Here is a 24,061-nt window from a genome sequence, read left to right as displayed (position 1 = left end):
TCGGTGGGGCCGTCTAGCCTCGGGGTGCAACCGATCAGGGGAGTCGCGGCGATGACGGAACGACAGCTCACGGGAGAACGGGCGGAACGGGCCCGGCGGGTGATCGAGGCGCTCGCCGGCCCCGGTGCCGCGCTGCGGGCCGACCAGGAGACCGCGGTCGCCGCGCTGCTCGAACCCGCGGCGCGGGTCCTGGTGGTGCAGGCCACGGGCTGGGGAAAGTCCGCCGTGTACTGGGTGGCCACCGCGCTGCGGCGGGCCGAGGGCGCGGGCCCGGCGCTCATCGTCTCGCCGTTGCTCTCGCTCATGCGCGACCAGGTGGCCGCGGCCGAGCGCGCGGGCCTTCGTGCCGCGACCCTGAACTCGTCGAACTTCGAGGAGTGGAACGCGATCGAGGCGGCCCTGGCCGCCGGCGAGATCGACGTGCTGCTCGTCTCTCCGGAACGGCTCGCCAACCCGTCCTTCGGGCGGCGGGTCCTCGACGCGCTCGAGGGCTCTCTGGGTCTGCTCGTGATCGATGAGGCGCACGCGGTCTCGGACTGGGGGCACGACTTCCGACCCGACTACCGCCGTGTCTCGGACGTGCTCACCCGCCTGCACCCGCAGACCCCGGTGCTCGCCACCACCGCGACCGCGAACGCCCGCGTCACCGACGACGTGGCCGCCCAACTCGGCGACGCCACGCTGGTGTTGCGCGGGCCACTGGCACGCAGGTCGCTGCAGCTCAACGTGCTGCCCGCGCTGGCCCCGATCAGCCGCTACGCGTGGGTCGCGCGGCACCTGCCCGACCTGCCCGGTTCCGGCATCGTCTACGCGCTCACCGTGGCCGACGCCGAGCGCCTCGTCGACGGGATCCGGGCCGTGCACGGGCCCGGGTACCCGGTGGCCGCCTACACCGGCAAACTGGATCCGGACACCCGCGCGCGGCTCGAGGACGCGCTGCGCGCCAACGAGATCAAGGCCCTGGTGGCGACCTCGGCGCTCGGCATGGGCTTCGACAAGCCGGACCTGGGATTCGTCGTGCACGTCGGGTCCCCGCCTTCGCCCGTGTCCTACTACCAGCAGGTCGGTCGCGCCGGCCGAGCCATCGATCACGCCGTGGTCGCGCTGCTGCCGTCGGAGTCCGACGCCGGCGTCTGGGACTACTTCGCCACTGCGACCATCCCCGATCCGCAGCAGATGGACCGCGTCCTCGCCGCCCTCGCCGAGGACGAGACGGGCGGAGGGCAGTCGGCGATCGCCCTCGAGGCCGCGACCGGGATCCGCCGCACCCGGATCGACCTCATGCTCAAGCAGCTCGCGGTCGACGGTGCGGTCGAACGGGTCGAGGGCGGGTACCGCGCGACCGGCGTCCCCTGGCACTACGACCGCGCCCACTACGACGGGATCGTTGCGACGCGGCGCCGCGAGGCCGACATCATGCGCGCCTACACCCGGGGCGAGCGGTGCCTGATGCAGCTGCTGACCGAATCCCTCGACGATCCCGAGGCGGCGCCCTGCGGTCGCTGCTCGGTCTGTCTGGGACATGTTCCCGGAGGCCTCGGCGAGCCGGTCCCGCAGGACACCGCGCGCGCCGTGGCAGGGGCGCTGCGGTCGCAGAGCCAGGTGCTCGAGCCGCGCAAGATGTGGCCGGGGGGCGTCTCGGGACGCAAGGGGCGGATCCTGCCCGACCTCGCCGCGGAGCCCGGCCGCGTGCTCGTCTTCGCCGACGCCCCCGAGTGGACCGGCACCGTCGGGGCCGCCCGCGCCGGCGACCAGCAGGCGATCGCGGACCTGGCGGACGCCGCCGTGGCCGCCCTGTCGCGGTGGCGGGACCAGTGGCGCGCGCGCCCGGAGGTCGTCGCCTCCCTGCAGCTGACCGACCGGCCCGCACCGGTGGAACCGGTCGCGGACCGGATCGCCGAGGTGGGTCGGCTGGAGCGGGTCAGCCTGCCGGTGCCGCGCGGGCCCGCGCCCGGCCGGGACGCCTCGGGGGCGCAGGAGGCCGCTCACTGGTTGGACGCGATCGACGCCGGTCCCGCGGCCGAGTCCGTCCGCGGGAGGTCGGTGCTGCTCGTCGTCGACGAGTCGGGAACGGGGTGGGCGGTGACGGTCGCGGCCGCCCGGCTTCGGGAGGCGGGTGCAGCCCTCGTACTGCCGCTGGTGGTGCACCGTCCCGCCTGACCCGCGCGAGATGTGGAACACTGGAACACCGAGTGCTGCCTAGGACCTGGGCGGCGAGGCCGCGGAGCGCCCGCGACCACACCACCGAGGAGAAACATGCCGAACCTGATCCTGCCCCTGCTGCTCGTCCTGATGCTCGTCTTCATGTTCTTCCAGTTCCGGAAGCAGAAGAAGCAGATGAACGAGACCATGGAGATGCAGGCCGGCCTGACCGTGGGCACCAAGGTCATGACGAGCACGGGCCTGTACGGCACCGTGGTCGGCCTCGCCGAGGACACCGTCGACCTGGAGATCGCCACCGGCGTCACCACCACCTGGGTGCGCCGCGCCATCGCCAAGGTGCTGACCCCCGAGGAACTCGGCGCCCCGTCGATCGAGACCATCACCGACGAGGACAGCCCGATCGACTTGGACAAGCGCTCCGAGGACCGCTGACCCGCATCACCGTCATCACTTCAGCGAACGTCTCCGGCGGGCCCGCCGGAGACGTTCTCCACGCCGAGGAGTCGTAACCGCCCGTGGCCAGGAAAACATCGAGCAGCGACCGCACCGAGTCGCGGCTCCTCATCGCGTTCGCGCTGATCCTGCTCGTGGTCTTCGGGCTGGTGTTCTTCACCGGCGACCGCGAGCCCAAGCCCAAGCTCGGCATCGACCTGCAGGGCGGCACGTCCGTGGTGCTGCAGGCCGTCACGCCCGACGGGAAGGCTCCCGAGGCGGACAAGATGGAGCAGGCCCGCGACATCATCAACAAGCGCGTCAACGGCCTCGGCGTCTCGGGCTCCGAGGTGAAGATCAGCGGGCGCAACCTGATCATCACCGTCCCCGGTAGCGACGGCGACCAGGCCCGCACCCTCGGCCAGACGGCGCAGCTCAAGGTCCGTCCGGTGCTCGCCTCCCAGCCCGCGGCCGCCGTGAACACGCCCGCGCCCGATCTCACGGACCCGGCGGCCGCGAAGAAGGCGATCGACGACGCGCGCGCCACGCGCCAGTCGACCGACCCCGCCGTGCAGAAGAAGGCCATCGAGAGCCTCAACTGCAACGCCCCGTCGGACCCGCTGGCCGGCAACGACGACCCGTCGAAACCCCTCATCACCTGCGATCGTCCCGACGAGCGCAAGGCGGGACAGCCGAGCAGCGTCTACACCCTCGGCCCCGCGATCATCGACGGCCAGTCGATCAAGAACGCCTCGTCCGGCATCCCCCAGAACCAGGTCAATTACGTCGTGACCCTCGAGTTCACCGGCGAGGCGTCGCGGGTGTGGGCCGACTTCACCTCGAAGAACGTCGGCAAGCAGGCCGCCTTCGTGCTCGACTCGCAGGTGATCACGGCGCCGAACATCAACGGCCCGATCACCGGCGGCCAGACCCAGATCACGGGTGACTTCAACCAGCAGACCGCCGGCGACCTGGCCGGCGTGCTCAAGTACGGCTCGCTGCCGCTGTCCTTCAAGCCCGGCACCGCGCAGACCGTGAGCGCGACGCTCGGCTTCGAGTCCCTCAAGGCGGGCCTCATCGCCGGCGCGATCGGCCTGATCCTGGTGCTGATCTACGCCCTGGCCTACTACCGCGCGCTCGGCGTGCTCGTCGCGCTGTCGCTCGCACTGTCGATCGCGCTGCTGTACGGCCTGCTCGTGCTGCTGGGCCGGTGGATCGGCTACTCGCTCGACCTCGCGGGCATCGCCGGCATCATCATCGGCATCGGCATGACCGCCGACTCCTTCGTCGTCTACTTCGAGCGCATCAAGGACGAGATCAGGGAGGGGCGCAGTTTCCGCTCCGCGGTGCCCCGCGGCTGGGCCAGTGCCCGGCGCACCATCTGGACCGGCAACGCGGTGTCGCTGCTCTCGGCCGTCGTGCTCTACGTGCTGGCCGTGGGCGACGTCCAGGGCTTCGCCTTCACGCTCGGCCTGTCGACCGTCCTCGACGTGGTGATCGTCTTCCTCGTCACCCACCCGCTGGTGTACTTCGCGTCGAAGACCGACTTCTTCGCCAAGCCGTCGATGAACGGCCTCGGCGCCGTGGCCGCGATCGGCCGTGAGCGCAAACGCGCCGCAGCTACCACCGGGGAGGCGTCCGCATGACCGACACCAGCATCGAGAGCGAGAAGAAGGCGTCCTTCTTCACCAAGCTCTACACCGGCACCGGCGCGTTCGACATCGTCGGCAAGCGCAACCGGTACTACATCGCGACCGGCGTCATCATCGTGATCGCCATCCTGGGCATCCTGATCCCCGGCTTCAAGTTCAGCATCGACTTCGAGGGCGGCACCCAGATCTCGTTCCCCGTGGGGAACGCCCAGGTCGATACTGCCAAGGTGCGCGAGACGGTGCGCTCGGCCACGGGCGTCGAGCCCTCGGCCGTGCAGACCGCGGGAACCGGCGCGGCGCAGACGTACCAGGTGGCGCTGTCCGAGCTCGACAACAACCAGATCACGCGGGCCCGCGACGCCCTGTTCGAGGCCTTCCATCCGCCCGCGCAGGACGGCAAGCCGGGCGAGAACACGATCAGCTTCTCGGGCGTGAGCTCGACGTGGGGCGACCAGATCACCCAGCGCGGCCTCCTCGCGCTCGCGGTCTTCCTGGTCCTGGTCACCGTGTACATCGCGGTCCGGTTCCGCGAGTGGGACATGGCGCTCGCCGCGCTCGCGTCACTGTTCTTCGACGTGGTCGTCACCGCGGGCGTCTACGCCTGGTCCGGCTTCGAGGTCAGCCCGGCGACGGTGATCGGCCTGCTCACGATCCTCGGCTTCTCGCTGTACGACACGGTCGTCGTCTTCGACAAGGTCGAGGAGAACGTGCGCGGCGTGCTCAACACGAGCCGGCGCACCTACGCCGAGCAGGCGAACCTCGCGATCAACCAGACCCTCATGCGCTCGATCAACACCACGGTCATCTCGGCGCTGCCCATCATCGCGCTGATGGTGGTCGCCGCGGGCATGCTCGGCGTCGGCACGCTCATGGACCTCGGCCTGATCCAGCTGGTGGGCGTCGTCGTCGGCACCTACTCGTCGGTGTTCTTCGCCGCGCCGCTGCTGGTCTCGCTCAAGGAGCGCCGCCCGCAGTACCGGGCGCACAACGAGAAGGTGCTGGCCCGGCGGGCCCGCGCCGAGGCGGGCGATGCGGCCGACGCGGTGGCCGCGACGGACTCGGGCGCGGTGCAGCTCGACAAGGCGCCCGCCCGGCCGCAGACCAAGCGCAGCCGGCGCCGTGACTGACGCGGCCCGCGCGGCGGTCGCCGCACACACGCGGCACGTCGACGGCTTCCCGGAGCCGGGGGTCGTCTTCGCCGACCTCACGCCCGTGTTCGCCGACGGTGCCGCCCTCGCGGCGGTCATCGACGGCCTCGCCGCGGCGGGCCGCGAATCCGGTGGAGCGGCGGGCCGCGAATCCGGTGGAGCGGCGGGCCGCGAATCCGGTGGAGCGGCGGGCCAGGCGCCCGACGGTGCCGCCACCGTCGACCTGGTGGCAGGGCTCGACGCGCGTGGCTTCCTCCTCGGCTCCGGCGTGGCACTGCGCCTCGGCGTGGGCACGCTCGCCGTGCGGAAGGCGGGCAAGCTCCCGCCGCCCGTGCTGCGCGAGGAGTACCAGCTCGAATACGGCTCCGCCGCCCTGGAGATCCCCGCCGAGGGCATCGCGCTCGAGGGCAAGCGGATCCTCATCGTCGACGACGTCCTGGCGACCGGCGGAACCGTGTCGGCGGCGGTCGCACTGCTGCGACGGGCGGGTGCGATCGTCGAGCGCGTCTCCGTGGTCCTGGAGCTGGAGGCCCTCGGTGGGCGGGGCCGTCTGCAGGAATTGCCCGGCGGGCCCATCGCGGTCTCGGCGATCTCGGTAGGCTGAATCTCTAGTCCAGTCACGTCGTCCGGGCGGGGAGGCACCATGTCGCTGCAGTCTCAGGGTTCCGACGCCGCGCGCACACCCGCCGGGGCGGGGCAGCAGGGCCCGCCCAACCTGGAGACCACGGGGTCCACGACACGCCGCGTGCGAGCGCGCCTCGCCCGCCGCATGACGGGCACCCGCAACCACGTACGACCCGTGCTCGAGCCGCTGGTCGCACTGCACCGCGAGGTGTACCCCAAGGCCGACGTGGCGCTGATCGAGCGCGCCTACGACGTCGCCGAACAACGCCACGCCAGCCAGATGCGCAAGTCGGGCGACCCCTACATCACCCATCCGCTGGCCGTGGCGACCATCCTCGCCGAGCTCGGGATGGACACCACGACCCTGGTCGCGGCGCTCCTGCACGACACGGTCGAGGACACCGGCTACAGCCTCGAGCAGCTCACCGCCGAGTTCGGCCCCGAGGTGGCCCACCTCGTGGACGGCGTCACCAAACTCGACAAGGTGGCGCTCGGCAGCGCCGCCGAGGCCGAGACCATTCGCAAGATGATCATCGCCATGGCCCGCGACCCGCGCGTGCTGGTGATCAAGGTCGCGGACCGGCTGCACAACATGCGCACCATGCGCTTCCTGCCGCCCGAGAAGCAGGCCCGCAAGGCCCGCGAGACGCTCGAGGTGATCGCGCCGCTGGCGCACCGGCTCGGCATGGCGACCGTCAAGTGGGAGCTGGAGGACCTGGCCTTCGCCATCCTCCACCCCAAGAAATACGACGAGATCGTCCGGCTCGTGGCCGACCGCGCACCGTCGAGGGACACGTACCTGGCCTCCGTGCGCGCCGAGATCAACGGCGCCCTGGCCGCCCAGCGGATCGTGGCCGACGTGCAGGGGCGGCCCAAACACTACTGGTCGATCTACCAGAAGATGATCGTCAAGGGCCGCGACTTCGACGACATCCACGACCTGGTCGGCGTGCGGATCCTGTGCGACGAGGTGCGCGACTGCTACGCCGCCGTCGGCGTCGTGCACTCGCTGTGGCAGCCCATGGCCGGGCGGTTCAAGGACTACATCGCGCAGCCCCGGTACGGCGTCTACCAGTCGCTCCACACCACCGTGATCGGCCCCGAGGGCAAGCCTCTGGAGGTGCAGATCCGCACCCGCGAGATGCACCGCACCGCGGAGTTCGGCATCGCCGCGCACTGGCGCTACAAGGAGACCAAGGGGCGCGCCGGCGCCAAGGGCTCGGACCTGGCCGAGGTCGACGACATGGCGTGGATGCGACAGCTCCTCGACTGGCAGCGCGAGGCCGCGGACCCGGGGGAGTTCCTCGAATCGCTCCGCTACGACCTCGCGGTCAAGGAGATCTTCGTCTTCACGCCCAAGGGAGACGTGATCACGCTGCCCGCGGGCAGCACGCCGGTCGACTTCGCGTACGCCGTGCACACCGAGGTCGGTCACCGGTGCATCGGCGCCCGCGTGAACGGCCGGCTCGTGGCCCTGGAACGCAAGCTGGAGAACGGCGAGGTCGTCGAGGTCTTCACCAGCAAGGCCGAGAACGCCGGCCCGTCGCGCGACTGGCAGTCGTTCGTGGTCTCGCCGCGGGCGAAGGCCAAGATCCGGCAGTGGTTCGCCAAGGAGCGCCGCGAGGAGGCGCTGGAGAACGGCCGGGACGCCATCGCGAAGGAGGTGCGCCGTTCCGGCCTCCCACTGCAGCGCCTGACGAACGCGGAGTCGATGGCGGGTATCGCCAAGGAACTGCGGTACTCGGACGTCTCCGCGCTGTACACGGCCGTCGGCGAGCACCAGGTGTCGGCGCACACCGTGGTGCAGCGGATGCTCGAGCAACTGGGCGGTATCGAGGAGGCCACGGAGGAGCTCGCCGAGCGCAGCACGCCGTCGACCATCTCCGGTCCCACGGCGACGACCGACGTGGGCGTGCTCGTCACCGGGCAGCCGGGCGTGCTGGCGAAGCTCGCCAAGTGCTGCACACCGGTGCCGGGCGACGAGATCGTCGGCTTCGTGACCCGCGGCGGCGGCGTGAGCGTGCACCGCACCGACTGCACCAACGTCGCCGAGCTCCGTAAGGAGCCGGAGCGCTTCCTCGACGTGAAGTGGGCGCCGTCCGCCTCCTCCGTGTTCCTCGTCGCGATCCAGGTCGAGGCGCTCGACCGGCACCGCCTGCTGTCGGACGTGACGAAGGTGCTCGCGGACGAGAAGGTGAACATCCTCTCGGCATCCGTGACCACGTCGCGTGACCGGGTCGCGGTGTCGCGCTTCACCTTCGAGATGGGGGACCCGAAGCACCTCGGGCACGTGCTCAACGTCGTGCGCAACGTGGAGGGCGTCTACGACGTCTACCGCGTGACCTCCGCGCAGTAGCCGCGACCGGCCGGGTGACTCCCGGCCGTCGTCGGCCCGCGCGGCCCCCGGCGACGACGAAGGCCCCCGCCGGAACGGGGGCCTTCGTGGTGGGTGCTACTGGCTCAGCGCCATGGTGGTGATGTTCACCGGTTCCTTCGGCTTGCCGTCGGTGACGGGCTTGTCGCCGGGCTTCGGGGCGGGGTCGCCGTCCTTGGGCACGATGCCCTTCTTAGCGATCATCTGCAGCGCCGTCAGGCCCGCGTCGTCCACCTTGCCGATGACGGCGTAGTTGGCAGGCAGGGTCGTCTCCTTGTAGACGAGGAAGAACTGGCTGGACCCAGTGTTCGTGGTCGCGGGCTGGCCTGTCATAGGGTTCGCCTCTGTGTTGGCGTTGGCGACAGCGATGGTGCCGGCGGGGTAGATCACGTTCGGCGTCTGCTGCATCGGGTTCGCGGCACCCCCCGCCGCCTTGAGGAAAGTCGGCTTCTCGTCGGGCGAGGTCCAGCTGGGCCCGCCGCTGCCGGTCCCGGTCGGATCACCGCACTGGAGCACGTACAGGTCGGAGGTGCCGGCCTTCGGATCGGCCGCATTGCTCACCTCGCGATGGCAGGGCGTCCCGTCGAAGTACTTCGCCTGGATGAGGGTGAGGAAGGTCTGCACGTTGCACGGGGCCTTCGACCGGTCGAGCTCGAACCCGATCGCACCGGCGTTGGTCGTGATGGTGCCGTTCGCGGTGCCGGTGTTCGGGACGTCCTTGCCGTCGGGCTTGGACACCCCCTTGTTCTTGGCAGCGAGCTTGTCGAGCGCGGGGAGCGACTTCTCGGCCTCGACGATTTGCTTCTCGACGCTGTCGATCTGCTCCTGCGTCGTCTTCTGCTGGTCGGGGGGCAGCTTCGCCATGCCGGCTTGCTGCTGGGTGATCTGCTGGCGCGCCTTGGTGATGTTCTCGCGCAGTGAGGTCGCCTGATCCGGGCGGTCTGCGAAGTCACAGGTCACGTGGAGCGACTTGTAGCGGTTCTCGGCACCGACCCGCAGTGGGGCGCGGGGGCCCTGCGGGAGCCAGATGTAGCAGCCTGCGGCGACGAGCGCGACCACGACGACGCCGGCGACAGCACCCGCTTTGATCTTGCGCCTGCGCGCGTCGGCCTCACGCCGCTCGTTCTGCTTCGCCAGCTTCTCGCGGGCTGCCTGGCGGCGCTCTTCATTGCTCGGCACGGTGTGACGACCTCCTCATAACCGACATCCGGCGGGCACAACTGATCGCCAAGTCTGCCAGCTAAACCTGATAGACGCCGTCACCGGGTCTGGTGCCACAATGGTCGGATGCTGATCACCGGATTCCCCGCGGGGGTGTTCCAGACCAATTGCTACGTCGTAGCGGCCGGTCCGGGCGCCGACGCCGTCGTCATCGACCCCGGTCAGGACGCCGTCGAGCCCCTCAAGCAGCTGCTGGCCGAGCACCGCCTGAACCCGGTGGCGGTCCTGCTCACGCACGGTCACCTCGACCACACGTGGACCGCGCAGCCGTTCGCCGACGAGTACGGCATCCCGGTTCACATCCACGACGCCGACCGGCCGATGCTCGCCGATCCGGCCGTCGGGATCGGCGCCGCGCTCGGCGCGATGATCGGCGATCAGGTCTTCGTCGAGCCGCAGAAGGTCGTCGATCTCGTCGACGGTGAGCCCGTCACCCTCGCCGGGATCACCTTCGGCGTGGACCACGCGCCCGGCCACTCCGCGGGTTCGATCGTCTTCACCGTCGAGGCCCCGGCGGTCGACGGTGACGGCACGCCCGTGGAGGGGGAGACCGTCACCGTGGCCTTCGACGGCGACGTGCTGTTCCAGGGCTCGATCGGCCGCACCGACCTGCCGGGCGGCAGCCATGAGCAGTTGTTGGGCTCGATCGCCGAGAAGCTGCTGCCCCTGCGGGACGACACCGTCGTCCTTCCGGGGCACGGCCCGGCCACCACCATCGGACGGGAACGGGTGTCGAACCCGTTCCTGCAGGGCCTCACCGGCACGCAGACGCCGGGTGAGCGGAAAGGACGATACGGACTGTGAGCGCCGGTAGCTTCCAGGCTCCCAAGGGCATTCCCGACTACATCCCGGTGCCGTCGGGGGAGAAGAACAGCTCCGCCGACTTCCTCGCCGTGCGCACCGCGCTGCTGCGGGCGACCGCCGAGGCCGGGTACGGCTACATCGAGCTGCCGATCTTCGAGGACACCACGCTCTTCGCGCGCGGCGTCGGCGAGTCGACGGATGTGGTCGCGAAGGAGATGTACACCTTCGCCGACCGCGGGGAGCGGTCCGTGACGCTGCGGCCCGAGGGCACCGCGGGCGTGGTCCGCGCGGTGCTGCAGCACGGCCTGGACCGGGGCCAGCTGCCGGTGAAGGCCGCCTACGCCGGCCCGTTCTTCCGGTACGAGCGTCCCCAGGAGGGCCGCTACCGGCAGCTGCAGCAGGTGGGTATCGAGGCGATCGGTGTCGACGACCCCGCGCTGGACGCCGAGGTGATCGCCGTCGCCGACCGCGCCTATCGGAGCGTGGGGCTCGACGGCTTCCGGCTGGAGATCTCCTCGTTGGGCGACGCCACGTGCCGCCCCCAGTACCGGGAGAAGCTGCAGGAGTTCCTCTTCGCCCTGGACCTCGACGAGGAGACACGGCGGCGCGCCGAGATCAACCCGCTGCGGGTGCTCGACGACAAGCGGCCCGAGGTGAAGGCGATGACGGCCGACGCGCCGCTCATGATCGACAACCTCACGCCCGAGCCGAAGGAGCACTTCGAGAAGGTGCTCGGCTACCTGGACGCGCTCGGCGTGCCCTACGTCGTGAACCCGCGCCTGGTGCGCGGCCTCGACTACTACACCAAGACGTGCTTCGAGTTCGTCCACGACGGCCTGGGGGCGCAGTCGGGCATCGGCGGAGGCGGCCGGTACGACGGCCTCGTCGAGCAGCTCGGCGGCCGCGAGGGCGTCACCGGTGTGGGGTTCGGGCTCGGCGTCGACCGCACGTTGCTGGCTCTCGCCGCGGAGGGCAAGCGGGCCCCGTCGGCGCCCCGCGTCACCGCGTTCGGCGTCCCGTTGGGCGATGCCGCGCGCGATGCGATGGTGCCGCTGCTGGGCCGCCTCCGGCACGCCGGCGTCGCCTCCGACATGGCCTACGGCAACCGCGCCATGAAGGGCGCGATGAAGGCCGCGGATCGTTCGGGTGCCCGATTCGCCCTGATCCTGGGGGATTCGGAGCTCGAACAGGGCGTCGTGATGGTCAAGGATCTGGCGAAGGGCGAGCAGCGGGCGGTCCCGATCGATACCGTCGTGGACGTGATCGTCACCGAGAGCATCGAGAGCGCGGGGTAGTCCGCGTGTCGTCCAGCCCCGCCGAGCCCGGTGCCCGCGATCCGCGGGAACTGAGCGCGGAGGACGCCGTCGACGTGGACCTGATCCCGCCCCGAGTGGTGCTGCCGAAGGTGCGCCGCGCGGTAGCGGTGGGCCTCGCGGTGACCGTCGTGATCGCCGTGGTCGTCGCCGTCCTCGCCGGGCCGGTGTGGGGCACCGCCGTGCTCGTCGCGGGTGCCGCGCCGGGTCTCGGCGGCTACCTCGGCGTGGCGCGGCGGCGCGTTGTGCTCGACCACCGCGTGCTCACCCGGCGGACGCTGCGCACGCAGCGGGTGAATCTGATGGACGCCGACGAGGTGGATCTCGTGGCCGAGGTGGCCCGACTCGCGCAGGTCTCGCTGCGCATCCGGCAGGGGCGCACGACGGTGCGGCTGCCGGTCGCGCTGTACGAGGGGCCCGGCCGGGGTCGGGTGCGCGGCCGTGAGCTGCCGATGCTGGGCACGCGCAGGCTCGCCGAGGCTCTCGATCGGAACCGCCGGCCCGAGGTGCGCGACATCGGCCGCGTGCTCGCGGAGCAGTCGCGGAGCCAGGCCTCGTCGATGCCGATGCGGGACCGCCCGCTGTTTCGCGCGGCGGGCATCGCGCGCGAGGTCGGCGGTGCGGACGAGCTGGTGTTCACGGCCGACGAGGTGGACGAGATCGCCCGGCCGCCGTGGTAGACGCGCCGCGTTCGAACACTTGACTCGGATCGAACAAAGTGTTCGACTAGCGGTGTGCGATGGGATGGTCAGCTGCTGAGTGATGCCGGCTCGGGCGTGCGTGCGCTGCCCGGCCTCGAAGGCGTCGGGCGCACGGTGACGACGCCGGAGTTCGAGGGCGTCACCTTTCACGAGGTGCTGTGCAAGAGCGCCCTCAACAAGGTGCCGGAGTCCTCCGCGATGCCGTTCTCCTGGACCGTGAACCCGTATCGCGGGTGCACCCACGCCTGCACCTACTGCTTCGCGCGGTCGAGCCACGAGTACCTCGAGTTCGATGCCGGCGGGGACTTCGACTCCCAGATCGTCGTCAAGACCAACCTCGTCTCGGTGCTGAAGAAGGAGGTGCGGCGGGCGTCCTGGCGGGGCGAGGCGGTGGCGCTCGGCACCAACACCGACCCGTATCAGCGTGCAGAGGGCCGGTATCGCCTGATGCCGGGGGTCATCGGCGCTCTCGCGGGAGCCGGCTCACCGATCTCGATCCTCACGAAGGGCACCCTGCTGCGGCGCGACCTTCCCCTGCTCGCGACGGCCGCGACCCGGGTGCCGGTGCAGCTGTCGGTGTCGCTGGCGCTGCTCGATCCGGCGCTGCAGCGCTCGCTCGAGCCCGGTGCACCGAAGCCGGAGGCCCGGCTGGACCTCATCCGCGCGATCGCGGCGGCGGGCTTCGACTGTCACGTCATGGTCGCCCCGGTGGTGCCCTACCTCACCGATGACGCCGCGTCCCTGCGGGCGCTGCTCGGCGCGCTGGCGGAGGCGGGCGCCAGTAGTGCCTCGGTGATGGCGCTGAACCTCACGGGGCGTTACCGGGACTGGTTCCTCGGGTGGCTGTCGGAGAACCATCCGATGCTGGTGCGGCGGTACCGGCAGCTGTACGGCGCCACAGGGCGCGTCTCGGCGGACTATCGCACGCACCTGCGCGCCCGCGTCGCCCCGATGCTCGAGGAGTTCGGGCTGGTGCGCCTGGAGGATCCGTACGCGGGGCCGCCACCACGCGCGCCCCGCACGCCCCGGTTCGACGGTTCCGCCGCCCAGGACCTGCAGGAGTCCCTGTTCTAGGCGGCGAGCCGGCGCGGTGTTGCTGACGAGAACAGCGATCCGGCAACGGATCTCGGCGACCACAGCCCGCCGTTGTCGTCGTGTCGGGGGCCGCGGGTGGAGGGCTCGTCTGGCGCCAGTAATGAAAATGATTACTATTAGCGGCATGTCCTCCTCAGCCCCACTGCCCGTCACCGTCCTCTCCGGCTTCCTCGGCGCCGGTAAGACCACGCTGCTCAACCACCTGCTCGCCAACCGGGACGGCCTGCGCATCGCCGTGATCGTCAACGACATGAGCGAGGTCAACGTCGACGCCGCTCTCGTCGACCTGGGCGGCTTCGACCGCACCGAGGAGAAGCTCGTCGAACTCAGCAACGGCTGCATCTGCTGCACCCTGCGCGAGGACCTCGTCGACGCGGTCGGCGCGATCGCACGCCAGCGCACCCCCGCGGGCGAACCGCGGTTCGACCACCTCGTCATCGAGTCCACGGGCATCTCCGAGCCGATGCCCGTCGCCGCGACCTTCGACTGGACCTTCGACGACGGCACGCGGCTCGGCGACCTCGCGGCCCTCGACACGATGGTCACCGTCGTCGACGCGAGCACCTTCCTCGGCGAGATCGCCCGGGGCACCAGCCTCGCGCAACGCGGCCTCGGAGCGGCCGAGGGGGACGAGCGGTCGATCGCCGACCTGCTCATCGACCAGGTGGAGTTCGCCGACGTCGTCCTGATCAGCAAGCTCGACCTCGTCTCCGCCGCGGCGGGCGGCGCGGTCGAAGCCGCGGTGCGCCGCCTGAACCCGCGGGCCCGCGTGCGTCCGCTCCGGCAGGGCGAGATCCCGGTCGCCGAGGTGATCGGCACCGGGCTGTTCGACCACGACGCCGCGTCATCGGTGGCGGGCTGGGACGACGAGGTGATCGGTGGGCACACGCCCGAGACGGAGGAGTACGGCATCTCCTCGATCGCGTACCGGGCCGACCGCCCGTTCCACCCGCAGCGACTGCTCGATGCGCTGTCCGAGATCCGCGCCGTGCTGCGCAGCAAGGGCTTCTGCTGGATAGCCAGCCGCCCCGACCTGGTCGGCGTCTGGTCCCAGGCCGGGCCGAACCTCACCATCGAGCCGGCCGCCTACTGGTCGCAGGTCGACGGTGCCCCCCAGCAGGAGCTGGTCCTCATCGGCGTGCGGCTCGACGGCGATCGCCTGCGCGCCCTGCTCGACCGGGCGCTGCTCACCGACGACGAGGTCGCCGCGGGGCCGGCCGCCTGGGTCGAGTACCCCGATCACCTACCGGCGTGGAACGTACCGGCTCACCGTCACTGAGCCGCGAGGGCGGCCTGCGCAGCATCCGTGGCCGCCGCGGCGACCTCCGGGATCAGCGACAGGCGCGTGCGTCGCTCGAGCAGGTCCGGCACCGTGACGGCCCCCTCGACGAGCGCACCGAAGACCAGCTCCGCCCCGGTGACGCCGGAACCGTCGGCGACAGGGGCCGCGAGCTCCGGGTGCGCCGTGCCCAGCGCGACCACGACGGGCGCCTCGGTGCCGTACGCGCGGACCAGCCGCTCCGGTGCGTCGACGCGGCGCAATTCGTCCCGCGGCGCGGCACCCACCAGGGGCAACGTCCGGGTCATGCAGGGGCCGGCCGTCAGGCCCGACGCCGCCAGCGCCGCGTCGACCGCGTCCTCGGCCATCCGTCGGTACGTCGTCAGCTTCCCGCCGACGACCGTCACCAGGCCGTCGCCGCGCGTGAGCACCGCGTGCTTGCGCGAGACGTCCGCCGTCCGCCCCGCGCCGGAATCGAGCAGTGGGCGCAGGCCGGCGAAGGTTCCCACCACGTCCCCACGGGTCAGCGGGGACCCGAGGGCGAGGTTCACTGTCGCGAGCAGGAAGTCGATCTCGTCGTTCGACGGCGTCGGGACGTCGGGCAGCGGACCGTCGGCCTCCTCGTCCGTGAGGCCGACGTAGACCCGCCCGTCCGGCTGTGGCAGCGCGAAGACGTATCGCCCGAAGGAGTCGGGGACGGGCACCGTCAGACCCGCGGTGAGGCCGCCGAAGGTCTCCTGCCGGAAGACGAGGTGCGTGCCGCGGCTGGGGCGCAGCGAGACCGCGGGGTCGACGGTGCCCGACCACACGCCGGTCGCGTTGATCACGGCCTTCGCCCGGATGGTCATCGAGTGGCCGGTCAGCGCGTCGGTGATGGTCGCCGCGGTGCCCGTGACCTGGGACGCCGCGCAGTGGGTCAGAATCAGGGCGCCGTGGGCCGCCGAGGTGCGGGCGATGCCCACCGTGAGCCTCGCGTCGTCGGTGAGCTGGCCGTCCCAGTTGAGGAGGCCGCCGCGCAGCCCCGCGCGCCGCACCGTCGGGGCCATGGCGATGACCTCGGTGGGGGAGATCCTCCGCGACCGCGCGAGCTCGGACGACGGGGTGCGGGCGGCGAGCCGCAGCGCGTCGCCGGCGAGGAACCCGACGCGAGTGAGCGTGGCGTCGCGGCGCCGCACGCCGCCGAGCAGGGGCACGACCTGCGGCAGGGGGCGGGTGAGGTGCGGCGCGATGGCGCGGATCAAGGCGTCGCGCTCGACGGCGCTCTCGTAGGCGATGCCCACCGCTCCGGAGGCGAGGTAGCGCAGGCCGCCGTGCACCAGCTTCGACGACCAGCGGCTGGTGCCGAAGGCGAGGTCGTGCTTCTCCACCAGCGCGACGCGCAGCCCGCGGCTCGCGGCATCGAGCGCGACGCCCGTACCGGTCACGCCGCCGCCGATGACCAGGAGGTCGACCGATGGATCGGCGGCCAGTGCGGCGAGGTCGGCCGTGCGGCGCCCCGCCGAGAGGCGCGATCCGGGGTCGATGGTTCTGAGGGCTGCGATCACGGCGCCAGGTACCGGTCGATGAGGTCGAAGAGCTGGGCGTCGAGCAGGTCGGCGGACTCGGTGAAGACGGGACCCGTGAGCGCCGACGACCACGCGAGCTGCAGCACCACGGCGGCGTGCTCGGCGGGCTCGCCGCTCCGGATGCTGCCATCCGCCTGACCGGCCGCGATGCTCGCGGTGATCGCCTCGAGCTGGGCGCGCGACGTCCGGCCGGTGCGATGCAGCAGGTAGGGCATGAGGAACTCGGGGTCCAGCTCGACGATGCGGCGCAGCAGCGGGTGCGAGCGCGCCGCGGCGGTCACGTGGACGACGGTGCGCGCGACGGTCTCGCGGCCGGTGGCGCCGTCGAACAGGCCGACGGAGGAGAGCGCCGCGACGAACTCGCGGGTGGTGACCGCGGCGGCGAGCGCCTGCACGTTCGGGTAGCGACGGTAGAGCGTCGCGCGGGAGACCTGCGCGGTGCGGGCGACATCGGCCATCGTGGTGCGACGGATGCCGATGGTCGCCATCAGGTCCCTGGCCGCGTCGAGGATCAGTTCGTCATCGACGGCGTTGGCCGGGCTGCGGGTGGGCGAACCCTGCGGATTGAGATCCTGCGACATCATGTGTACAAATGTATCATGACTTCGTCCGAGGTGGATCTTCCCGTCGTCGCATTCGAACCCGGCCGCTGGGGTGATCCCGCGAACCCCATGCACCTCTCCGAATCGGTGCTCGGCGCGCTCACCATGCTCGGCATCGACCACGGCCCGGGCGAGCCCGGGCAGCCGTTCCTGATGCCGTCCCGCGTCTCCGGCCGGGCACTCGCGGCCCTGCAGAAGACAGGTGTGACGGTCGCCACCGACGACGCTACCCGCCTGCGCCATCTTCGCGGCTTCTCCACGCCGGACCTGCTGAAGTACCGCGCAGGGGATGCCTCCGACGCCCCCGACGTCGTGGTCACGCCGACATCGGCCGAGCAGGTCGCCGAGGTCCTGGCCGTCTGTGCGGCGAAGGACCTCACCCTGAGCCCGTTCTCCGGCGGCACCTCGGTCACGGGCGGCCTCGCGCCCGAGCGGACCCGGCCCGTCGTCGCACTGGACCTGCGCGGCCTGACCGGACTGATCGAGCTGGATCCGGTCTCCCAGATCGCCACGCTCGCCGCCGGCACCCGGCTGCCCGAGGCGGAGCGGCTCCTCGGCGAGCAGGGCTACGAAATCGGTCACTTCCCCCAGTCGTACGAGGGGGCGACGGTCGGCGGGTGCGCCGTCACGCGCTCCGCGGGGCAGTCCTCGATCGGCTACGGCCGGTTCGACGAGATGGTCGTCGGGCTCACCGTCGCCACGCCGCGGGGCGTCGCGGAGATCGGCACCGCGCCCAAGTCCGCGGCCGGTCCCGACCTGCGGCAGCTCTTCCTCGGCTCCGAAGGCGCCTTGGGGGTCGTCACCGCCGTCCGCGTCCGGGTCCACCCCGTCCCGGCGGTCCGCCGGTTCTACGGCTGGCGGTTCCCCGACTTCGCCGCCGGTGCGAACGCCATGCGGGTGCTCGCGCAGAGCTCCGTCCGCCCGACGGTGCTGCGCCTGTCCGACGAGGCCGAGACCGGCCTCAACCTCGCGAACCCGGGGGCCGCGGGGAAGGCCGCGGTCGGCGGGTGCCTCATGATCGTCGGCTTCGAGGGCGACGAACCCGACGTCGACTGCCGCGACGGCTACGTCTCCGCGCGGCTCATCGAGCTGGGTGGCGAGTTCCTCGGCGAGGAGCCGGGGGAGGCCTGGCGCGCCGGCCGGTTCCGCGGCCCCTACCTGCGCGATCCGCTGCTCGACGCGGGCGCGCTGGTGGAGACGCTGGAGACCGTGACCTTCTGGTCCAACGTCGATCGGCTCAAGGCCGACGTGACCGCCGCGCTGACCGGAGCGCTCGGCGAGCAGGGGACGCCCGCCGTGGTCATGTGCCACATCTCGCACGTCTACCCGACGGGTGCCTCGCTGTACTTCACGGTGATCTGCAAGGCGCTGGAGGATCCGCTCACCCAGTGGGGCGCGGCCAAGGCCGCCGCGAACGCCGCGATCCGCGCGGCGGGCGCATCCATCACCCACCACCACGCCGTCGGCACCGATCACCGCGCCACCTACCTGGAGGAGATCGGCGAGGTGCAGGTCTCGGCCCTGCGCGCGGTCAAGGACGCCCTCGACCCGCAGGGCGTGCTCAACCCCGGGATCCTGCTCCCGTGACCGCCACCGACGTCATCGCCGTCCTCAACCCGATCTCCGGCGGCGGGGTCGCACGCACGCGGTGGGCCGCCGTCGCCGAGGAACTGGCCCGCCGGGACGTCTCCACCGACGTCGTGGAGTCCGCCTCCGGCGCCGACGCCCGACGGCGCGCCGAGGAAGCAGCCGCGTCGGGCGCCCTGACGGTCGCGGTCGGCGGCGACGGCCAGATCCGTGAGGTCGCGACCGGCGTGCTCCGCGTGCCCGGCGCGCCGATGGGTATCGTCACCGCGGGCCGCGGCAACGACATGGCCCGACACCTGCGGCTTCCCGACGACCCGACGGCCATCGCCGACGTGCTCACCGACGGCCTGCGCAAGGATCTCGACGTGCTCACCGTCGGCGACGAGATCGCCGTCGGCAACGTCTACGTCGGGCTCGACTCCGTCGCCACCGAGCTCATCAACAAGCTGCGCTGGATGGGGCCGCTCGCGTACCGGCTCGCACCGGCGATCGCGGCGTTCCGGTGGAAGCCCGCGGGGTTCCGCATCGAGGTCGACGGTGCCGTCCACGAGGGGCCCGTGCACATGGTCGTCATCGCCAACTCCGGCTGGTACGGAAGCGGCCTGCACATGGTCCCCGCCGCCGCATCCGACAACGGTCGCATCGACGTGCTCGCCGTCGACGGTGCCGGGAACAAGCTCAAGCTCATCAGCGCGATGGGGGAGGCGAAGACCGGCGCCCACGTCGCGCGGGCGGAAGCACTGACCTTCAGCGGCCAGGAGGTGGTCGTCAGCGCCGACCGCCCGATCCCCGTGCACGCCGACGGTGACTACCTGCAGGAACTGCCCGTCACCGTCGGGATCCGCAGGGCCGTGCTCCCGGTGCTCGTGTCGCGCTGACTCTCTCAGACGATCGCCGCGCGCAGGGTGTCCAGGCCCATGCCGCCGAGTGCCAGGGCGTCGCGGTGGAAGTCCTTGAGCGTGGATCCGGGGTGCGCGGCGAGGTAGGCGTCGCGGGTCTGCTCCCACACCCGCTGGCCGACCGAGTACGACGGCGCCTGTCCGGGCCAGCCGAGGTAGCGGTGGTACTCGAAGCGCAGCTGCTCGTCGGACATCGCGACGTGCGAGCGCAGGAACCGCCAGCCCTTCTCGTAGGTCCAGGCGCCGCCGCCGACCTCCGCGGGCGCCTCGAAGCCGCAGTGCACGCCGATGTCCAGCACGACGCGGGCGGCGCGGAGCCGCTGCGAGTCGAGCATGCCCATGAGGTCGCCGTCGTCGTCGAGGAACCCCAGGTCGCGCATGAGCCGCTCCGCGTACAACGCCCAGCCCTCGCCGTGCCCGGAAACGAACGACGCGAGCTTGCGGAAGATGTTGAGCGGCGCGATCACCGACTGGCCGATCTGGAGGTGATGACCGGGGACCCCCTCGTGGTAGACGGTCGTCTTCTCCTGCCAGGTGTGGAACTCGGTCACGCCGTCCGGCACCGACCACCACATGGCGCCGGCGCGCGACAGGTCGGCGGACGGTCCGGTGTAGTAGATGCCGCCCGAGTTGCTCGGCGCGATCCTGCAGTCGAGCCGGTGCAGCTCGGCGGGGATGTCGAAATGGGTCCCGGACAGCGCCGCGACGGCCTCGTCGGAGGTCTTCTGCATCCACTCCCGTAGCGCGTCCGTCCCGTGGATCGTGTACCGCGGTTCCGAGTCCAGTCGAGACAGGGCCTCCGCCACCGTCGCGCCGGGGTAGAGGCGCTGCGCCACCTGCTCCTGCTCGGCGACGATGCCGGCCAGCAGCTCCTGCCCCCAGGCGTAGGTCTCCTCGAGGTCGACGGTCGCGCCCAGGTACAGCCGCGAGTACAGGGGGTAGACGTCGCGGCCCACGCCCAGCCCGCTGGGCTCGTCGAGCGCCTTCGCGGCGGGCAGGACTTCGGTCTCGAGGACGTCCGCGTACCCGGCGAAGGCGGCTCGCACCCGGTCCTTCAGGTCCGACGGTGCCCGCTCGCCCAGGCGATCGACGTTGGCCGCGACCTGGTCGCCGGCCGTGCGGGCCTGCGCCAGTACCTCCCGCACCTGCAACTCGGCGAAGGGCCACGTGCCGCCGGCGAGGCGGGCCCGCAGGCCCTCCACGGCGGAGTCGATGGCGGATGGGACCGCCGCCAGGCGCGCGGTGAGGGTGGCGATCTCCTCCGGTGTGCCCGCCGGGGTCAGGTCGAAGACGTCGCGGATGTCCTGCATCGGTGAGGCGATCACGTTCAGCTCGCCGACGGTGCGCCCTGCGTCGTGGATCGCGTCGTGCACGCCCAGCCGCTCGCGCAGGGTGGCCGCGGTGACGCGGTCGGCGTCGTTCTCCTCGGTCAGCTCGTCGAGTTGTGCCAGCGTCTCGCGCCCCACGGCCGCCCTCGCCTCCAGCCCGGCGGGGGAGAAGTCGGTGAGCTTGTCGTTGAGCTCGGTGATTCCCGCGTGCGTCGCCAGGATCGGGTCCGTGGCGGCGACCCGCAGGGCGAGGGTGTTGGCGAGCTGATCGATGGGCGTGTTCGCAGCTGCAGCGTCCGACATACGACCAGGTTATGCCCGGCCTACAGGCCGCGCGTGGCCCGACCCGGCTTGCGCCGCGTGGCAGCGTTGGTCAGCGTGCTCAGGTACGCGGTCCGGCGTCGCCGGGTGGGTACATCGCGACCGGCGGCACGAGCCATCCGCCCGGGTACGCGGCCAGCGGATCAGCGTTCCGAGCGCCGGATCAGATGGTGCCGCTGAAGGTGTCGCACTGGGCGGGAGCGCCGGTCCGGTAGCCCTGCGAGAACCACCGCACGCGCTGCTCCGAGGTCCCGTGCGAGAAGGACTCGGGGTTGACGTTGCGGCCCGCGTTGCGCTGGATCGTGTCGTCGCCGATGGCCTGCGCGGTGGTGATCGCGTCGGAGATCTCCTGCTGCGTGAGCGGCTTGAGCATCGCGTCCTCGCCCTTGTCGGCGTGGGCGGCCCAGACGCCCGCGTAGCAATCGGCCTGCAGCTCGACGCGGACCGAGCCGCCCTGCGCGCCGCGGCCCTGCTGGGCCTTGTCGATGTCGCCGAGGAGCGTCTGCACGTGGTGGCCGAACTCGTGGGCCACGATGTACTCCTGCGAGAACGGCGCGTTCGTGCCGCCCATCTTCTTGATCACGCGGTCCATGAAGTCCAGCTGGAAGACCGCGACCTGGTCGCTCGGGCAGTAGAACGGGCCGGTATCGGCGCCCGCGACACCGCAGGCGGTGTTGATGGACTGCGCGCCCACCGGCATGATCTTCGTCCCGCCGCGCGGGGGCTTGTAGCCGCGCAGGACCGTCGGCCACACCTTGTCCAGGGAGATCGTGGTGGCCTTGATGCGGCAGGCCGTGTCGCTGTTTGCCTGCTCCTTGGTGCAGTTCTTGAGCTTCTCGTCGAGCTGCTGCTCCGCCTGGGAGAGACCGGGCCCCGCTTGCTGCGGCGCCTGTGTCATCCCCCCGGTGCTGCCGGTGAGGAAATAGATGAGCAGGCCGATCACGACTGTGCCGATGCTGCCGCCGCCGATCACCATGCCGCGGCCCATACCGCCACCGCCGCCTGCGCTGACGTTGCCGCCCTCGAGCGGCCCGTTGCCCTGAAAGGTCATGCGCACAGCATTCCATGACAGGGGTGAGATCGTGAACCGGTTCGCCCCGTAGCATGACAGGCGCTCGAAGATTCCTCGTCGAAAGGACACCCCGAAAGTGCTGCGCACTCACCTGGCCGGATCGCTGCGTGCGGAGGATGCCGGCACCGTCGTCACCCTCGCGGGCTGGGTGGCGCGTCGGCGTGACCACGGCGGAGTGATCTTCATCGACCTGCGCGACAGCTCCGGCGTCGCCCAGGTCGTCTTCCGCGAGTCGGACGTCGCCGAGCAGGCGCACCGGCTGCGGTCCGAGTACTGCGTGCTGGTGACCGGCACCGTCGAGAAGCGGCCCGAGGGCAGCGAGAACCCGAACCTGCCGTCGGGCGCGATCGAGGTCAACGTCACCGAGTTGACCGTGCTCAACGAGTCGGCGCCGCTGCCCTTCCAACTCGACGAGGAGCCGGGCGAGGAGGCGCGCCTGAAGTACCGCTACCTCGACCTGCGCCGCGAGGACCCCGCTGCCGCGATCAAGCTGCGCAGCCAGGCCAACGCCGTGGCGCGCAACATCCTCGCGCTCAACGACTTCGTCGAGATCGAGACGCCGACCCTGACCCGGTCCACGCCGGAGGGTGCCCGCGACTTCCTGGTGCCCGCGCGCCTGCGCCCCGGCACCTTCTACGCGCTGCCGCAGAGTCCGCAGCTGTTCAAGCAGCTGCTCATGGTCGCGGGCATGGAGCGGTACTACCAGATCGCGCGCTGCTACCGCGACGAGGACTTCCGCGCCGACCGTCAGCCCGAGTTCACCCAGCTCGACATCGAGATGAGCTTCGTGGACCAGGAGGACGTGATCGCGCTCGGCGAGCAGATCGTCAAGGCCCTCTGGTCGCTCATCGGGCACGAGATCCCCACGCCGATCCCGCGCCTGACCTACGCCGAGGCCATGCGCCGCTTCGGCTCCGACAAGCCGGACCTGCGCTTCGGCCTCGAACTGGTCGAGTGCACCGAGTACTTCAAGGACACGCCGTTCCGGGTGTTCCAGGCCCCGTACGTCGGCGCGGTCGTGATGCCGGGCGGCGCGAGCCAGCCCCGCCGCCAGCTCGACGCGTGGCAGGAATGGGCGAAGCAGCGCGGCGCCCGCGGCCTTGCGTACGTGCTGATCGGCGAGGACGGCGAGCTCACCGGCCCCGTCGCCAAGAACCTCTCCGACGACGAGCGTGCGGGCCTCGCCGCGCACGTGGGCGCCCAGCCCGGCGACTGCGTCTTCTTCGCCGCCGGCCCCACCAAGACGATGCGTGCCCTGCTCGGCGCTGCGCGCGGCGAGATCGCCGACAAGCTCGGCCTCATCAAGGAGGGCGACTGGGCGTTCACCTGGGTCGTCGACGCCCCGCTGTTCGAGCCCGCCGACGACGCGACCGCCTCGGGCGACGTGGCCGTGGGCGACGGTGCCTGGACCGCCGTGCACCACGCCTTCACCAGCCCCAAGCCGGAGTCGATCGACACCTTCGACACCGATCCGGGCAGCGCCCTGGCCTACGCCTACGACATCGTCTGCAACGGCAACGAGATCGGCGGCGGCTCGATCCGTATCCACCGCAAGGACGTTCAGGAGCGCGTCTTCGCGATCATGGGCATCGACGAGGAGCAGGCCCGCGAGAAGTTCGGCTTCCTCCTCGACGCCTTCTCGTACGGCGCCCCGCCGCACGGCGGCATCGCCTTCGGCTGGGACCGCGTGGTCTCGCTGCTCGCCGGCGCGTCGTCGATCCGCGAGGTCATCGCGTTCCCGAAGTCGGGCGGCGGCGTCGACCCGCTGACCGACGCGCCCGCAGCGATCACCGCGCAGCAGCGCCGGGAGTCGGGCATGGACGCGAAGCCCAAGAAGCCGGAGCAGGCCGCGGCGGACCAGGGCGCCGAGCAGAAGTAGCC

The 24,061-nt window shown here is 71.4% G+C and carries 19 protein-coding genes; 14 read left to right on the top strand and 5 right to left on the bottom strand.

Features of this window, described 5'->3' with window-relative positions; genetic code table 11:
* Positions 1–51: 51 nt before the first annotated feature.
* The 6 genes from ELY19_RS20550 to ELY19_RS20525 all read left to right on the top strand — a co-directional run bounded on the left by ELY19_RS20550 (position 52) and on the right by ELY19_RS20525 (position 8,375).
* Positions 52–2,160: a RecQ family ATP-dependent DNA helicase gene (locus tag ELY19_RS20550; protein WP_126198123.1), complete on the top strand. Its 2,109-nt coding sequence runs from the start codon at positions 52–54 to the stop codon at positions 2,158–2,160.
* Positions 2,161–2,256: 96 nt separating this feature from the next.
* Complete coding sequence (gene yajC / locus ELY19_RS20545; protein WP_126198120.1) at positions 2,257–2,595, top strand: preprotein translocase subunit YajC; 339 nt, start codon at positions 2,257–2,259, stop codon at positions 2,593–2,595.
* Between the two features lie 83 nt (positions 2,596–2,678).
* Entirely contained in the window at positions 2,679–4,241 is a 1,563-nt protein-coding gene (secD, locus tag ELY19_RS20540) for a protein translocase subunit SecD (RefSeq protein WP_126198118.1), read from the top strand.
* Positions 4,238–5,374, top strand: a complete 1,137-nt coding sequence (gene secF, locus ELY19_RS20535; protein WP_126198116.1) for a protein translocase subunit SecF — start codon at positions 4,238–4,240, stop codon at positions 5,372–5,374. The genes secD and secF overlap by 4 nt, the downstream gene beginning before the upstream one ends.
* Positions 5,367–5,999, top strand: coding sequence for an adenine phosphoribosyltransferase (locus tag ELY19_RS20530; RefSeq protein WP_227966997.1), 633 nt, complete (start codon positions 5,367–5,369; stop codon positions 5,997–5,999). The genes secF and ELY19_RS20530 overlap by 8 nt, the downstream gene beginning before the upstream one ends.
* 39 nt (positions 6,000–6,038) lie before the next feature.
* Positions 6,039–8,375 (top strand): RelA/SpoT family protein, encoded by a 2,337-nt coding sequence (locus ELY19_RS20525; RefSeq protein ID WP_126198111.1) that lies wholly within the window; start codon positions 6,039–6,041, stop codon positions 8,373–8,375.
* 96 nt (positions 8,376–8,471) lie between these two features.
* Here the strand turns inward: ELY19_RS20525 and ELY19_RS20520 are convergent, their stop codons facing one another.
* Positions 8,472–9,572, bottom strand: coding sequence for a peptidylprolyl isomerase (locus ELY19_RS20520; RefSeq protein WP_126198109.1), 1,101 nt, complete (start codon positions 9,570–9,572; stop codon positions 8,472–8,474).
* A gap of 108 nt (positions 9,573–9,680) precedes the next feature.
* Between ELY19_RS20520 and ELY19_RS20515 the strand changes: the two genes are divergently transcribed.
* From ELY19_RS20515 to ELY19_RS20495, 5 genes are all read left to right on the top strand, one after another.
* Positions 9,681–10,418 (top strand): MBL fold metallo-hydrolase, encoded by a 738-nt coding sequence (locus tag ELY19_RS20515; protein WP_126198107.1) that lies wholly within the window; start codon positions 9,681–9,683, stop codon positions 10,416–10,418.
* Positions 10,415–11,713 carry a histidine--tRNA ligase gene (hisS, locus tag ELY19_RS20510; protein WP_126198105.1) on the top strand — a complete coding sequence of 433 codons (1,299 nt, stop codon included), beginning with the start codon at positions 10,415–10,417 and terminating at the stop codon, positions 11,711–11,713. Before ELY19_RS20515 ends, hisS begins: the two co-directional genes overlap by 4 nt.
* A 5-nt stretch (positions 11,714–11,718) precedes the next feature.
* Positions 11,719–12,411, top strand: coding sequence for a hypothetical protein (locus ELY19_RS20505; protein ID WP_126198103.1), 693 nt, complete (start codon positions 11,719–11,721; stop codon positions 12,409–12,411).
* A gap of 54 nt (positions 12,412–12,465) precedes the next feature.
* Entirely contained in the window at positions 12,466–13,506 is a 1,041-nt protein-coding gene (locus tag ELY19_RS20500) for an Rv2578c family radical SAM protein (protein WP_126198101.1), read from the top strand.
* A gap of 145 nt (positions 13,507–13,651) precedes the next feature.
* Positions 13,652–14,806, top strand: a complete 1,155-nt coding sequence (locus ELY19_RS20495; RefSeq protein WP_126198098.1) for a GTP-binding protein — start codon at positions 13,652–13,654, stop codon at positions 14,804–14,806.
* On the opposite strand, the gene ELY19_RS20490 is transcribed toward ELY19_RS20495, so the two are convergent.
* Both ELY19_RS20490 and ELY19_RS20485 read right to left on the bottom strand, forming a co-directional pair.
* Positions 14,800–16,350: a glycerol-3-phosphate dehydrogenase/oxidase gene (locus ELY19_RS20490; protein WP_227966996.1), complete on the bottom strand. Its 1,551-nt coding sequence runs from the start codon at positions 16,348–16,350 to the stop codon at positions 14,800–14,802. The two genes, ELY19_RS20495 and ELY19_RS20490, sit on opposite strands and share 7 nt — an antisense overlap.
* On the bottom strand, positions 16,347–16,955 hold the full coding sequence (locus tag ELY19_RS20485) for a TetR/AcrR family transcriptional regulator (protein WP_126198087.1): 609 nt from the start codon (positions 16,953–16,955) through the stop codon (positions 16,347–16,349). Before ELY19_RS20485 ends, ELY19_RS20490 begins: the two co-directional genes overlap by 4 nt.
* 15 nt (positions 16,956–16,970) lie before the next feature.
* Here ELY19_RS20485 and ELY19_RS20480 point away from each other — a divergent pair, with 15 nt between their 5' ends.
* Both ELY19_RS20480 and ELY19_RS20475 read left to right on the top strand, forming a co-directional pair.
* A complete protein-coding gene (locus ELY19_RS20480) occupies positions 16,971–18,560 on the top strand; it encodes an FAD-binding oxidoreductase (RefSeq protein ID WP_126198085.1) in 1,590 nt (529 codons plus the stop codon).
* Positions 18,557–19,438 (top strand): diacylglycerol/lipid kinase family protein, encoded by an 882-nt coding sequence (locus ELY19_RS20475; protein ID WP_126198083.1) that lies wholly within the window; start codon positions 18,557–18,559, stop codon positions 19,436–19,438. The genes ELY19_RS20480 and ELY19_RS20475 overlap by 4 nt, the downstream gene beginning before the upstream one ends.
* A 5-nt stretch (positions 19,439–19,443) precedes the next feature.
* On the opposite strand, the gene ELY19_RS20470 is transcribed toward ELY19_RS20475, so the two are convergent.
* Both ELY19_RS20470 and ypfJ read right to left on the bottom strand, forming a co-directional pair.
* Positions 19,444–21,090, bottom strand: a complete 1,647-nt coding sequence (locus ELY19_RS20470; protein ID WP_126198080.1) for a DUF885 domain-containing protein — start codon at positions 21,088–21,090, stop codon at positions 19,444–19,446.
* 181 nt (positions 21,091–21,271) lie between these two features.
* Complete coding sequence (gene ypfJ / locus ELY19_RS20465) at positions 21,272–22,159, bottom strand: KPN_02809 family neutral zinc metallopeptidase (RefSeq protein ID WP_126198078.1); 888 nt, start codon at positions 22,157–22,159, stop codon at positions 21,272–21,274.
* A gap of 97 nt (positions 22,160–22,256) precedes the next feature.
* Between ypfJ and aspS the strand changes: the two genes are divergently transcribed.
* Complete coding sequence (aspS, locus tag ELY19_RS20460; RefSeq protein ID WP_126198076.1) at positions 22,257–24,059, top strand: aspartate--tRNA ligase; 1,803 nt, start codon at positions 22,257–22,259, stop codon at positions 24,057–24,059.
* Positions 24,060–24,061: the final 2 nt, after the last annotated feature.

The sequence above is a fragment of the Tsukamurella paurometabola genome, from assembly GCF_900631615.1.
GTDB classification, from domain to species: domain Bacteria; phylum Actinomycetota; class Actinomycetes; order Mycobacteriales; family Mycobacteriaceae; genus Tsukamurella; species Tsukamurella paurometabola_A.
Note: the sequence above shows the minus strand (reverse complement) of the source record. Positions and strands in the feature narration are given on the sequence as shown.